Source organism: Gilvimarinus algae, from assembly GCF_030518215.1.
Lineage (GTDB): Bacteria > Pseudomonadota > Gammaproteobacteria > Pseudomonadales > Cellvibrionaceae > Gilvimarinus > Gilvimarinus algae.
Genome location: NZ_JAULRT010000047.1, coordinates 190,902 through 205,050, shown reverse-complemented (window position 1 = coordinate 205,050; position 14,149 = coordinate 190,902). Strand labels below are relative to the sequence as shown.

At 57.8% G+C, this 14,149-nt stretch carries 6 protein-coding genes; 4 read left to right on the top strand and 2 right to left on the bottom strand.

The window, feature by feature from the left end:
- The first annotated feature begins 57 nt into the window (after positions 1-57).
- Genes QWI16_RS07240 through QWI16_RS07230 form a run of 3 tightly spaced genes read left to right on the top strand, consistent with a single transcriptional unit; the run spans position 58 to position 4,898 of the window.
- Positions 58-369 (top strand): hypothetical protein, encoded by a 312-nt coding sequence (locus tag QWI16_RS07240; RefSeq protein ID WP_302712120.1) that lies wholly within the window; start codon positions 58-60, stop codon positions 367-369.
- A gap of 57 nt (positions 370-426) precedes the next feature.
- On the top strand, positions 427-1,788 hold the full coding sequence (locus tag QWI16_RS07235; RefSeq protein ID WP_302712119.1) for an efflux RND transporter periplasmic adaptor subunit: 1,362 nt from the start codon (positions 427-429) through the stop codon (positions 1,786-1,788).
- Positions 1,785-4,898, top strand: a complete 3,114-nt coding sequence (locus QWI16_RS07230) for an efflux RND transporter permease subunit (protein ID WP_302712118.1) — start codon at positions 1,785-1,787, stop codon at positions 4,896-4,898. The genes QWI16_RS07235 and QWI16_RS07230 overlap by 4 nt, the downstream gene beginning before the upstream one ends.
- 46 nt (positions 4,899-4,944) lie before the next feature.
- Here the strand turns inward: QWI16_RS07230 and QWI16_RS07225 are convergent, their stop codons facing one another.
- Positions 4,945-8,106, bottom strand: a complete 3,162-nt coding sequence (locus tag QWI16_RS07225) for a TonB-dependent receptor (protein ID WP_302712117.1) — start codon at positions 8,104-8,106, stop codon at positions 4,945-4,947.
- 431 nt (positions 8,107-8,537) lie between these two features.
- Here QWI16_RS07225 and QWI16_RS07220 point away from each other — a divergent pair, with 431 nt between their 5' ends.
- Positions 8,538-9,629, top strand: a complete 1,092-nt coding sequence (locus QWI16_RS07220; protein ID WP_302712116.1) for an endonuclease/exonuclease/phosphatase family protein — start codon at positions 8,538-8,540, stop codon at positions 9,627-9,629.
- A gap of 57 nt (positions 9,630-9,686) precedes the next feature.
- On the opposite strand, the gene QWI16_RS07215 is transcribed toward QWI16_RS07220, so the two are convergent.
- On the bottom strand, positions 9,687-13,778 hold the full coding sequence (locus tag QWI16_RS07215) for a pectate lyase family protein (protein WP_370659922.1): 4,092 nt from the start codon (positions 13,776-13,778) through the stop codon (positions 9,687-9,689).
- Positions 13,779-14,149 lie beyond the last annotated feature (371 nt).

Sequence of the window (14,149 nt, the reverse complement as noted above, 5' to 3'; positions counted from 1 at the left end):
GTCATTGATGCATACTCACTGGATTCACAGGAAAACGCAGAGCAGAACGCAGCGGCGATGATATTTCGGGTATTGGTGATTTTGGTATTGCTGGGGCAGGGGCTGATAAGCTCGGCTGCGCCTCTTGGCGTGCCGGATCAGCCCATGCCCGAGTGCCATGAAATGTCCGCGAGCGAGCATCATCCAGCCGATGATGCCATGCACTGCGAGGGGCAGTGTTGCTGCCCCGGCGTCTGTGGCGCTTTTGCGGTTGTGCCCAGCACCCAGCAATTGTTTCCCTTCCGTCGCGCCGCCAACAGCGTTTGGCTGGCGCGCCAAGTTCTCCCCGATCACTCGGCGCCCGTCTATCGCCCACCCATTCTCGCCTGACACAGGACAAGTGCGCCCGTAATACGGGCAAGGTTTCATTTTCTGTGAGCAGGTACTATGCATTACAAAACGATTTTGTCAGTGGTTCTCGCCGCTGGTATGGGCCTTTGGGCTGGAATGACTTTTACGGGCAAGCCGGCAGAGCAATCAAAAGCGCCTTCAGAGGCGGGCAGTGAGCGCGAACCACTTTACTGGGTAGCGCCTATGGACGCGTCCTTTCGCCGGGACCAACCGGGCAAATCCCCCATGGGGATGGATCTGGTGCCGGTCTATGCCGACAGCGCCAGCGATAACGAGGCCGATGTGCGCATCTCGCCCGCCGTGGAGCAGCACCTGGGGGTGAGCACCGCGCCTGTGACCCGTAGGCCGTTGAGCCCTTCGATTGATGCGGTGGGTTTTGTCAGCTTTAACCAGCAAACCCTGACGCACTTTCATTTGCGTGCCAGCGGCTGGATTTCCAATCTTTCGGTGAATGCGGTGGGGGACCCCGTCACCGAGGGCCAGAAACTTTTTGATTTCTATTCGCCGGATATTCGCAATACCCAGCAGGAATTTCTGCAGGCACTGGCCAGCAGTAATCGCAGTTTGATTCGCGCCTCGCGCGCCAAACTGGTCGCCCAGGGCGTGCCCGAGCGGGAAATTGCCGACATCGAAAAGAGCCGCCAAGTCAAAACAGACATTGCCTACTACGCCCACGGTTCTGGCGTGGTGGCCGAATTGAGCGTGGCCAATGGCAGTTTTGTCTCTGTTGAGCAAAACACCTTGTCGGTGGGGCCGCTGGAAGACGTCTGGGTGATTGCCGAGGTGTTTGAAAAACAGGCTGGTTGGTTGCGCAAGGGGCAGAGCGTCAGCGTGAGCGCTAAAGCCTACCCCGGGGAGCAATGGCGCGGTGAAATTGACTACCTCTACTCGGTGCTCAACCCGGACAATCGCACTACCCGTGCGCGCATTGTGATCGCCAATGATCGGCAGCAATTGCAGCCCAACATGCTGGTGCAAATCCGCATTGAAACCGACAGCGATACCGACATGTTGACGGTTCCCGACACGGCCGTGATCAGAACGGGTCAAGGCGAGCGTGTTGTCAGGCAGCTCGAGCCCGGTGTGTTCCGCTCAACGGTGATTCGCACCGGTGTGCGCGCCCAGGGTTTTACCCAGGTGCTTGAGGGCCTGAACGAGGGCGACCGGGTGGTGACCAACGCCCAGTTTCTGATCGACTCGGAATCCAGCGTGCATGTGGAACTGGAGCGTCTGAGTCAGCCTGCAAACAATGAGCGCGGCTCTACGGCGCCACAGAACCACAGCCATCATTCAATGGGGCATGGCGGTGTGTCAGATGGAGCATCACACGGCGCGCACGACATGCCCCATGAACACGACCACGCTCAGCACGAACCGGCCGGGGAGACTAACCCATGATTCGCGCTTTGATTCATTGGTCGGTTCATAACCGCCCGCTGGTGCTCTTGGCCAGCACACTCTTGCTGGTGCTCGGTCTTTTCTCGTTAAAGCAAACGCCGGTGGATGCCATTCCGGACTTGTCCGATGTACAGGTCATCGTCAAAACCCGCTACCCGGGGCAGGCGCCCCAGGTGGTGCAAGATCAGGTGACCTACCCGCTGACCACCGCCATGCTGGCGGTGCCGGGCGCGAAAACCGTGCGCGGGTTTTCGTTTTTTGGTGACTCCTTTGTCTATGTGTTATTTGAAGAGGACACGGATCTCTACTGGGCCCGCTCGCGCGTGCTGGAATATCTCAATCAGGTGAGTGGTCAGTTGCCGGAAACGGCCAGTCCAGAATTGGGACCGGATGCCACGGGCGTTGGCTGGGTGTTTAACTATGCGCTAATCGACCGCACGGGTCAGCACGACATTGAGGCGCTGACGCGTTTGCAAAACTGGTTTTTAAAATACGAATTGCAGTCGGTCGCCGGTGTGTCAGAGGTGGCGACGGTTGGCGGCATGGACCGCCAGTACCAGGTGGAAGTGCAACCGGAGATGCTGCGTGCCTACGCGATTCCGCTGGCGCAAGTGGCCACGGCCATTCGCCGTGCCAACGGCGAAACCGGTGCCTCGGTGATTGAAATGGCCGAGGCCGAATACATGGTGCGCACCACCGGCTACATCGAATCGCTCGACGATTTGCGCGCTGTCCCTCTCGGGGTGAGCGAGCAGGGCACGGCGCTCACCCTCGGCGATATCGCCGAGGTCAGCCTGAGGCCGACCATGCGCCGGGGGATTGCCGAGCTCAACGGTGAGGGCGAAGTGGTCGGCGGCATTGTGGTGATGCGCAGCGGTGAAAATGCCGCCGCAGTGATCGAGCGTGTTAAAGAGCGGCTGCGATACTTAAGCAACAGTTTGCCGGATGGCGTGGAGGTGGTGACCACCTACGATCGTTCGGGTTTGATCTTCTCGGCGGTGAAAAATCTCTACCAAAAGCTCGGTGAAGAGCTGTTGGTGGTAGTGCTGGTGTGCGCGGTTTTTCTCTTTCATCTGCGCTCGGCACTGGTGGTATTGGTCAGTTTGCCTTTGGGGATTCTGGGCGCTTTTGTGATTATGAATCTGCAGGGCATCAACGCGAATATTATGTCGCTCGGTGGTGTTGCTATTGCCATTGGCGCTATGGTCGATGGCGCAGTGGTGATGATTGAAAATCTGCACAGGCACTTGCAGGGACAAGACCACAAGAGCTTGAGCAAGGCGCGGCGCTGGGAAATCGTCGCCCAGTCGGCGGCGGAAGTCGGTCCGGCGCTGTTTTTTTCGCTGTTGATTATTACCGTGAGTTTTCTGCCGGTGTTTGCCCTCGGCGCGCAGGAGGGCAAGCTTTTCAGCCCACTGGCGTACACCAAAACCTACGCCATGGCCAGCGCCGCTGGGCTAGCGGTGACTCTGGTACCTGTGCTGCTGGGCTATTGTGTGCGCGGCCGCATTCGAACCGAGCGGAGCAACCCGGTCAGTCGCATGCTGGTCGGCCTCTACCGCCCGGTGCTGAGTGCAGCCTTGCGCTATCCTAAAGCCACAGTGTTCTCGGCTTTGCTGGTGATGCTGGCGGGCGTGTATCCGGCCACGCAATTGGGCAGTGAATTTATGCCGCCCCTCGATGAGGGCGACTTGATGTATATGCCCACGACCTACGCCGGGCTCTCTGTCGGCGAGGCCCGACAGCTGCTGCAGCAAACGGACCGGCTGATCAAAACCCTGCCCGAGGTAGAGACGGTGTTTGGCAAAATTGGTCGCGCGGATACCGCCACCGATCCGGCGCCTTTGACCATGATTGAAACGGTTATTCAGTTCAAACCTAAAAGTCAGTGGCGTGCGGGCATGGATATGGCGGGTATCAAGGCCGAGCTTAATCGGCTGATTGATTTCCCTGGCCTGACCAACGCTTGGGTCATGCCCATTAAAACCCGTATTGATATGCTCTCCACCGGATTGAAAACGCCGGTGGGCATCAAGATTGCCGGGCCGGAGCTGGCGGTGATTCAGCGCCTTGGTGCAGAGCTTGAGACGATACTTCGCGAGGTGCCCGGCACCGAATCCGCCTACGCTGAGCGCGTCTCGGGTGGGCGCTATATCACCATTGATATTCAGCGCCAGGCGGCAGCGCGTTATGGTTTGAACATTGCCGATGTGCAGGAGCTGGTTCGCACGGCCATTGGTGGCGAAACCCTGACCCAAACGGTGCAGGGCGAGGCGCGCTACCCGGTGAGCCTGCGATTTCCGCAGCATTACCGGGACTCGCCCGAGGCCATCGCCAACCTACCGATTGTCACTCCCACCGGTGTCACCCTGGCGCTCGGCGACATCGCACAGGTAATAGTGGAAGATGGCCCGCCGATGATCAAAAGTGAAAACGCCAGGCTCAATGGCTGGGTGTATGTGGATACCCAGGGCGATATTGGCCGCTATGTTGAAAGGGCCCAGGCGGCCGTGGCACGCTCGCTGGAATTGCCCGCCGGTTATTCACTCAGCTGGGGAGGCCAGTACGAGTCCATGCAGCGGGCGGCGCAGCGGCTCACGCTGGTGGTGCCTGTGACTTTGGTGGTTATTGTGTTTTTGCTGTATCTGAATTTTCGCCAGTTTATGCCGGTGGCAATTATCCTCGTGACCCTGCCGTTTTCACTGGTGGGGGGCATCGCGCTCATGAGCCTGCTGGGCTATTACTGGTCGGTAGCCGTTGCTATGGGGTTTATTGCTTTGGCAGGGGTTGCCGTGGAAATCGGTGTGCTGATGCTGGTGTATCTGGAGCTTGCGTACCGGCAAAAACGCAGCCATAGCGATGACGTCTTGTCGCGCGGCGAGCTTCTGGAGGCCGTCAAGGAGGGCGCGCTTTTGCGCCTGCGACCCATCGTGATGACGGCGGCCACCTTGTTTGCCGGGCTGCTGCCGATTATGTTCGGTGCCGGCTCTGGCTCGCAGATCATGCAGCGCATTGCCGCGCCTATGATCGGTGGAACCCTGAGTACGCTGATATTGACGTTGGTGGTGCTGCCAGCGGTCTATTTGCTGTGGCGCGGTAAAGAGTCATAAAAAAGCAGCCCGAAGGCTGCTTGTTTCGCTAAGCGTTGTGGTGTGCTTAGAACTCGTAACGCACACCGAGACGCAATTCCCACAGCGACGAGCGGCCGACACGTGTAGGGCCGGCGGGGTCGAGGAATTCGTTATAGACGTAACGACCCTGATCGTCCATACCATTGTCGACCGCAGCCTGAGCGCGGGGGAAGCTGGCTTCGTACTGCACGCCCCAATCGTCGTTCAGCAGGTTGCCAAGGTTTTCGATCATGAAGAACAAGGAGGTGTTGTGACCTTCCATCAGGCCGGGGAGTTGCTGCTCAACTTTCAGGTCAAACTTCACCCACCAGTCGCTGTTCAGTTCGTTGCGCTCCATGACCTGGCCGCGCTCCAGACCTTCGGCATCGACAAACGCGAAGAAGGCGTCGGTGTCGAAGGCTTCGCCGTCTTCATTGGTACCCCAGACAACGTTCGGATCGTCAACGCCGGTGGGGACGTAGAGCAGATGGCGCTCAACGAAGCCGGTGGAGTCGCCAAAGACAAAACCGTCGCTCATGGTGTAGCTGTAGGGGCGACCTTCGTTTGCTGAGCCGAACAGGGTGATGCGCGTTTTGTAGTCGCCAAAGAAGGCGTGCTCGTAGGCGATTTTGGTAGTGAAGCGGTGCGGGATGTTGTAGTTGGAGGTGGCGGTGCCGGGGTTTTCCGGATCAGCCGTCGCCAGGTTGGTGTAGTTGGAAAAGGCCACCGAGCTGGTCATGGGATTGACGTCTTCGGCATCCGAGTAGGCATAGCCCAAGGCGGTTTCAAGACCAAAGTCCCAGAACTTGCTCACGCCCATGGACAGGGTAATGGCCTCGCCGGCATCGTCCTTGACGTTGGTGAGCATAAAGTCCTGGCTGCGACCGTCGATGCTGCCGTAAATCGGGCGACCGTCAAAGGCCGTGCCGGTTTGAACGCGCGAGATGTCGGAGATGATCGCGGAGTCTTCAAACTGGGTGTAGAGCAGGTCGGCCGAAACCACCAGGTTGCCATCAAACTCATAGCTGGTTCCCAAAGCGTATTTCCAGGCCGAGGGGATTTCAAAGTCCGGGTCCATCAAGTTGACACCGCCGTTGCTGCCTTCGTTATTGGCCACGGCATCGAAGAGATGCTGGGGGATGTCATAGATGGGGCGGCCTTCGCCGTTGAAGTCCATATCGAGAATCGAGGTGCCGGTTCTGTCGGAGACTTCAATTTGGGTCACGCCATCGTTGGAGTAGTTGTTGGAGATCCACACATTCGGGTTGCCGCCCGAGTAGAGCCCGATACCACCGTGGATTTCAAACGCGTCGGTGATGTTCCAGTTAAAGCCCAGGCGCGGTTGCAACAGGTCTGCCTCATCCAGGTTGTGGCGGTTATCGATGTTGTAGGCGGCGAGGATGTCGTAGTTCTGCGTGGGGACATCGTCACTTTCATACCAGTCATAGCGCAGGCCGGCCACAATTTTCAGGTCGCCGCCCTGGAGGAAAATCTCATCCTGCAGGTAGAGGGTGTTGATGGCGTACTCGAAAGAGGCGGCCGCGTCGTCTTTTACGTTAGTGCCGGCGGCATTTTCGTAGATGATAACGCTGGGAATGCCTGCCTCGAAGTTTTCAATGGAGCTAAAGCGGTACTCGCCCTCGGCTTCCTGAATAAACATGTTGAAAACATCAAAGGTTTCGCGCTCGTAACCGAACAAGAAGGTCTGGTTGTCCAGGCGATAGGTCCCGGCAAATTTTAGGTTCAGGTTTTCGTAAGTGAGTTTGTTGGCGTGACGCGAGTCATCCGAGCCCAGGTAAACCGTAGCCCGCGACGCATTGCCGTCGTTGTCGTGGTCGTTGCTGGTGCTGATCTGCACTTCACCAAAGTCAGTGCCGCCCAGTGACAACTGACGGTTGTCCAATTCCTGGTAGCCGATTTTGACTTCGGTGGAGAAGTTATCGCTCCAGTCGGAGAACAGCTGGCCGACGTAGGAGGTCAGTTCGGCGCCGCGCTCGTAGTAGTGGTTGGAAAACTCCAGCTCATTGGAATCGCCATCGGATTGGGCAATGGAGAAACCATCGTTGTAGTTGTAGGTAAAGGAGGCGCGCTGTGAATTGGTGATATTCCAGTCCACCTTGACCAGCAGTTTTTCGTCCTCTACCGGCAGGCTGGAGGGCAGGCCACCTGGTGAGTAGTTGTAGACTTCGTTGGCTATGCGTTCAATCTCCGCCATTTGCGCGGCGCTGACGCCTTCAACCGGTGTGGCGACATTGGCATCGGCCGTGCCGCGGTCAAAGGTATCGACGCCTTCGAGCTTTTCGTAAGCGGCAAAGAAAAAGAGCTTGTCTTTGACAATCGGGCCGCCGAGGCTGAAGCCGTAGCGCTGCTCGTCATAGGGGGCAACGTCGATGGGAGTGCCCTCCAGAGAGTCGCCGCTCATAGAGTCGTCGGTGTAATCAAAGAACACGGCACCGTGAAACTCGTTGCTGCCGGATTTGGTGACGGCGTTGATGTTACAGGCGCTGAAACCACCGTATTGCACATCAAAGGGCGCCAGCTCTACCGCTACCTGCTCAATGGCATCATAAGAGAAGGGCATGCGCTCGGTCGGGTAGCCGTTGTTATTGAGACCAAAGTTGTCGTTCATGCGTACGCCGTCAACGGTCAAACTGTTAAAGCGCGGGTTGGCGCCGGCACACTGGATGGCATCGACAAAGGCCTCGTCGATGTAAATGCGCGGGTCCAGGCGCACCACATCTTTCAGGTCGCGATCAATGGCCGGGGCGGTCTGCAGGTCGTGCAGACTAAAGGTGGTGTTGGGACCGACGGCGGCGTAATTTTGTTCTTGCAGGTTGCCCACTACCAGAATTTCTTCGGTTTGAACTTGGCCGACAATCACTTCAAGCTGGTAGGCATCACCGAGTGTCAGGTAGAGATCCTGCACGGTGCGGGTGCCGGCATCGGAGGTCACGGTCACGGTATAGGGGCCGCCGACGCGCAGGCCGCGTGCGTTAAAGTGGCCGGATTGCGCCGCGGTGAATTCGCTGATGCTGTTGGACGGTTCGTGAGTGATGACAATCTGTGCGTTTTCCAGCGGATTGCCACTGGCGTCGGTCACTACCCCCTGGATTGCCGAGGTGGTTTGCTGTGCGAAAGCCGGTAGCGCCGCCCCCATCGCTGCGGCAACCGCAAGTGTCAGAGTCTGTTTGGTAAACTGCTTTTTCATGGCATTGTATTCCCGTTAGGTTGCTCCATGGTCATTGGGCCAAACCGCAAAAAATGGCGCACGACACCTCCTGACGCTTTCCAAGGAAGACATCAGTGGCGTTTGGGCAGCCGTAGATTGGAGAAATTATTAGAGTTGTTTGCGTCTTGGCCCGTCGAATCTAACCAATCTATGCGAAACTTAGGTGACCAAAACGTGACGAATTGCTGACAGAAAAATGACAGAAAATCGTCATTGAGGCGTCACAAGGAGCCGCTACCCTGTGCCCTTTTTTCGGTGAGGTGCTGGGTGTGAATGGGCAAAGCTCTTCGTTGGCTGGGTGGTTGTTAGGTTTGTGTCTCTTGCCGATGGTGCTGATGGGGTGCGCGAATGACCGGACGCGAGGCTCGGCGAGTGTGAGTGTGAATAACAAAGCGATAAACAGTGAAACAATGACCAGCATCCGGATCGCCACCTTTAATGTCAGCATGGAAGGGCGCAATTACCAAAGCGATACCCGCCTCCTGAGCGCTGAGCTGCTGCCACAAGCGCTGGCCAAAACCGGGCAGCCGCAAATTCAGAGCATTGCCCGGATTATTCGCCATGTAAGGCCAGATATTATTTTGCTGAACGAGTTTGACTATACCCGCGAACCCTACAAAACCATCGAGCAGTTTCAGCGGTTATTTTTGCAAAGCGAGGGCGGTGAAGAACCGCTGTACTATCCCTACGTCTATACCGCCCCGGTCAACACCGGTGAGCTCTTTCCCGGCGATCTCGACGGCGATGGCAAGATCCGCCACCCCAATGATACCTATGGCTTTGGTTACTATCCGGGCCAGTACGGTATGGTGCTGCTGAGCCGCTACCCGATTGATACTTCGCAAGTGCGCCGTTTTCAAACCTTTAAATGGAAGGATATGCCCGGTGCGCTTAAGCCGGTACTGCCCTCCGGTAAGTCCTACTACCCGCCCGAGTACTGGGAGCTGTTGCGCCTGTCGTCCAAGTCGCACTGGGATATTCCCGTGAGGGTTGGGGAAAAAACCTTGCATCTGCTCGCCAGCCACCCGACGCCACCGGTATTTGACGGGCCGGAAGATCGTAACGGCCGTCGCAATCACGATGAGATTCGCCTCTGGGTCGACTATATTTCCGGCCGCGCCGACTACCTGTATGACGACACAGGGCGTTACGGCTCACTGGCTGAAGGGGCGAGTTTTGTGGTGCTCGGGGATTTAAACGCATCAACGGTGGAAGGGGACGGGCGCCGGGACGCCATTGCCGCCTTGCTGGAAAGTCCCGCCGTGACAGACCCGGCGCCAACCAGTGTCGGCGCCCGCGAAATGCGGCCGGATAATCCCCATGCGCCCTGGCACACCGCCGCCTGGGGAATGCGCGCCGATTATGTGTTGCCGTCCAGTGATTTGGTGGTGGGGGAAGCGGGTGTTTTTTGGCCGGCGCAGGAGGACCCCTTGGCGGATCTGGTAAAGGGTCGCGCCACCAGCTCGGATCACCGACTGGTGTGGGTGGATATAGCGCTATAAAAAAGCCGGCCCTGAGGCCGGCTAACTCATGTCGGGAGACAGTGAGAGGTTTTGCGTTTACTGGCAGGCCACCTGACCCAGACCGAGCACGTACCAGGGCTCGTAACCGAGCGGCGAGGTGAAAGGCCGCTGACCGTGTTTGCCGGCGGTGGCACTGACATAGTCCGCCAGCGCCTGCCCAGCGCCAAGGAAGTTCTCGGCGATGGTATCACGCGAGGCCTGGGAGTAATCCTGCGTTAAATCGGGCACGCTGCCGGAGGTATCGGTAATGGTGTACTCCAGGGCCGGGTCCAGATTGCAGGACGCGTCGGAGAACCACACCCGAGTGTTTTCCGCCCGGAAGTTGCCGCCGTCCACATCACGCGCCAGCTCTTCACCGCGCTCCGCCAGGGCTTGATAGACATCGTCTTTTTCCTGATGAATACGGTTCATCAGCACCATGTTGTCTTCCCACAGAACGGTCGCGCCGACCCGGACACTCAAGATGTCCTTGCGGTAGTTCATAAAGAAGTTTTCAAACATGTGCGAGGTGCCCCGTCGAATCAATGGCACACGGCGCAGGGTATTGCCCAAAGAGTTGTACTGATCATCGGTGGTGACAAAGGCGTTGTGATGCATGGTGGTGGTGATCTGCTCGTTGATGGTACGGCTGTCACTGGAACCGTGCAGCGCGGCGCGCTTGACGTTGATCAGCTTGTTGAATGAAATGGTGATGTCGTAAGCGCCGACTTTCACATCAAAGGCCGCATCACCGGTGGTGTCGAAGGTGTTTTTGTGAATCCAGATGTCGTGCGAGGCACCGGTGTTGCGAATCATATCCGGGTCCAGTCCGTGGTCTTCGGTGTGACCGGCGCCGCGAAAATCCAGATGCGTCAGGATCACACTTTCAGCGGTCTGCACTGGTTGCCCGGAACTGTCGCTGCCAATGGCAAAGCCGTTAAAACGGAAGTAGCCATTGCTCATGCGCCCATCGATGGTCTTATTGGAGCCGACCTTGACGTTGCGGATCGGCAGGTCTTTGTCGTTCAGCCGGTCGTTGTAAAACTCAGCCGCACAGCTGCCCGCTGAAATGCCCTTGTCATCACACCACTGGTGGTAGTCGATACATTGCGCCTCGGTGCCGCCAATCGCGCTCAGCACATCCGGGTTGGCGCAGTGCAAACGGTGCATGGAAATTTCCGTTTCACCGGCAAAGTCAAACTTGTCGAAGACGATCCAGTTGTGCTCGTCACCGGTAATGGCATCAAGCAGCTGCTGCTCAACGGAACTCGAGCCGCCTTTGCTGATTATGGTGAGTGTGCTGTTGCCATTCGGGTCGTAACCGCCCAGGGCGTTTTCCCCGTAGCCGACAGCGCGGCCCAGTGTCTGCGACAAACACTCGACAATTTCCTGGTCGGTTTGCAGTGACGTATCGCGCCAGTTGACGTATGGGTCGTTCACCAGGTCGATGCAGTCATCGCTGATTGGGCCCGAGTAATCAATGGATGAACTCGATGAGCTGGAGCCGTTGTCGCTGGAAGACGAACTGCTGGAGCTTGTGCCCTGGGACGAAGAGCTGCTGCTCCCTGAGCCATTGTCTCTGCTGGATGAGCTGGCGTCGCTGGAGCTGGCATCGGAGCTTGAAGAGCTGCTTACCGAACCGCTGGCGTTATAGACTTCAAACTCGGCAATCTGCGGTGCGCTGTTCGCCGAGTGAATCACCAGGTTGAGCTTGTCGGCACTGATGGAGCCGAAGCCGCCGATGAGAGTTTCGCTGCCCAAACCGGCACCTGAGGCGAGCACGTTACCGTTGTCGTTATTGACCAGCGACCAGCTGGTGGTGGCGCTGTTCAGCTCGCGAATAATCACGGTATTGAAACTGCCGGACAGGCCTTTGACCGAAATGCGCTCATTGCTCGCGGACGAGGGTTGCCAGTAAGAGCTGGCGTTGCCGTCCTGCACATTGCCGTAGCTGGTGCCATTGCCTTTGCTGCTACCGTCGGCGCCCGTGCCCAGTGCCAGGTTGCTGCCGAGCACGAGCGGCTCGCTGCTGGCGCTGGACGATTGCTCGGAGGAGCTGCTCGACGCGCTGCTGACACTGCTGGAGGAGCTGCTACCACCGGCGCAATCGCCCGCTGTCGGTGCCAGCCCGCTGACGCTGAGGCTGTCGATATTGGCAAGGCCCGCGTTGCTGGTCGCTTGCAGGCGCAGGGTATTGTAGCCCGCTTCAAGGTAGACGGAAACGCTCTGCGAGTCGTTCCAGCTGCTCCAGCCACCGGTGCCGTTCATGTCCAGGCTGGCTTGCACTGAGTCGTTGACCCGCACATCCGCCGGGCGGTTAGCGCTGGCGTTGGCATAGCGCCAGGCGAGCTGGTACTCACCGGCTGTCGGCACAGTGACCGACCAGTTGATACCGCTGCCGGCGGTGTTGTCGGTATTGGCAAAGCCGTTGCCGCCATAGCCGGCGTGGTTGTTGTCGATGGTGCCCTCTAGGTCGCAGAAGCCATCGTTCTCCTCCAGCACTAGCGTCTCGCTGGCCCCAGAGCTTGAGGAGCTGCTGGAAGAGCTGGGCACTGAGGAGCTGCTGGAGGCGTCACTGGATGATGAGCTGGCGATCGGGCCGGAGGCATTATAGACCTCGAATTCGCCAATTTGCGGCGCGCTGCTGGCGCTGTCGATCAGCAAGTTGACCTTGTCGGTGGTGATCTCATCGAAGCTGATAACGGCTTCACCGCCCAGACCATTGCCGGATGCCAGAATCTCACCGGTGCTGTTGTCTTCGAGCCGCCAGGCGCCAGTGGCCCCATTCAATTCGCGAATAATCACAGTGTTGATGGTGGTGGCAGTGCCCCACTTGATGGAAATGCGCTCGCCACTGCTGCCCGAGGGCTGCCAGTAGGAGGACAGGTTGCCATCGCGCACGCTGCCGTAGCTGCCATCGCCTTTGCTAGATCCGTCGGAGCCGGCGCCGATGGCCAGGTTATTACCGAGCTCGCCGGGCTCTGTCGGCTCACTGGAGCTTGAGGAACTCTGCGCCGATGAGCTGGAACTGCTCGAAGATGACTCGCTGGAAGAGCTTGAGCTGCTGGACACCTGGCAGCTGCCGTTTGACTGCGCAAGGCCGGTGTTGGCACCGGCGGCCGCCAGAACAATCTGTGGCACGCAAGTGGCATCGTCCAGGCTGTAACTGTAGGGAATATTGATCGAGGTGGTCGATACCGGGTTGGGGCCGGCAGGGTGGTTGTCATCGTCGTCTGCCGTCCAGGTGATGTTTGACCAGATGTTGCCGCTCACTTCCCAGTAGCCCATGTCATTGGTGTAAAAGGTGCCCAACGGGTCTTTGGAATCCTCAAAGTAATTGTGCTCGGCTTTCATCCGCCCACCAATGCGCGGGTTCATGCCGGATTTGCTGATACCCCGGTAGTAGTTGTTGAAAGCGTGCGCTGTCGCACCGCGCAGCAGTGGCGTGCGCGAGTCGATGTTTTCGTAGAGGTTGTGGTGAAAGGTCACCGGCCCGTTGTTGGTGTCGCCGTCGCTCGATCCTACCAAGCCGCCGCGACCCGAGTTACGCAGAATGCTGTAGGACAGGGTGACGTATTTGGTTTCGGCTTTCATATCGAACAGGGCGTCGTAGCCGGCGCTCTCGCCGCCGGAGGCCTCCAGCGTCAGGTGGTCGGCCCAGACGTTGTAGACATTGCTCTCCATGCCAATGGCATCGCCGCCGTTGGAGGTGGGTGAGCCAGATTTTTTCACATTGCGCACATGCAGGTTTTGCAAAATAATGTTCGATGCACCGCGCAAATGAATACCCAGTTCGTCAAACAGTGCGCCATTGCCCACACCTATGATTGAGATATTGCTGACGTCTTTGATTTCAATTTTGTCGTCAGCGGTGTTGCAACTGTCCCCGGATACCTTGCTGGTGTTGCCGTGGTTAATGGTGCCTTCCACGTGAATGATGATGGGGGTGTCGCTTGCCGGGCGGTTGCAAAGCGCCGCGTGTATCTGTGTGCCTGAGGTGGCGTAGACCACCTCGCCGCCGGCGCCGCCAGTGGTGCCGCCGTTCAGTGTTGCATAGCCCACAGGGCCCGCTACTGCATAACCGTGCACTGCCGTCATGGCCAGCGTCAGGGCGCCGGTGGGCAGTAGTTTTGCTATAGATAGTTTCATTGGACATTACCGTTGTTAACGTTATAAATGAATGTCGCAATCAGTTACCGCTGGTATGAACCATACCGACCAATCGCATCAATACCGTTTGATTGCTGGCGGATCAGATGAAGGTTGCTCTGCGAACCGGCACGTCCTGTTGGTTATCCGCTGTGCCGGAGCGAAGTACTTCTGCCCTTCATGGGAGTGTGTGGCAATGCGCCCGGCAATCCAGAGTGCCGGCTGACAGGCTTATTATTGGTATGGCCTGTTTGGTAAGGCAATTTATGTTCATTTTTAATTTTTGTAAAGCCGGTTGGCGGTAAACTGCGGACTAATTGCTATTTTTGCTCCATTTTGTCGCAATATTCATTTGTTTTGGTGGTTCTAGG

Coding starts and splice junctions, on each gene's coding strand:
- QWI16_RS07225 (WP_302712117.1), bottom strand. CDS start 8,106: ATGAAAAAGCAGTTTACCAAACAGACTCTGACACTTGCGGTTGCCGCA.
- QWI16_RS07230 (WP_302712118.1), top strand. CDS start 1,785: ATGATTCGCGCTTTGATTCATTGGTCGGTTCATAACCGCCCGCTGGTG.
- QWI16_RS07220 (WP_302712116.1), top strand. CDS start 8,538: ATGACCAGCATCCGGATCGCCACCTTTAATGTCAGCATGGAAGGGCGC.
- QWI16_RS07215 (WP_370659922.1), bottom strand. CDS start 13,778: ATGAAACTATCTATAGCAAAACTACTGCCCACCGGCGCCCTGACGCTG.
- QWI16_RS07240 (WP_302712120.1), top strand. CDS start 58: ATGATATTTCGGGTATTGGTGATTTTGGTATTGCTGGGGCAGGGGCTG.
- QWI16_RS07235 (WP_302712119.1), top strand. CDS start 427: ATGCATTACAAAACGATTTTGTCAGTGGTTCTCGCCGCTGGTATGGGC.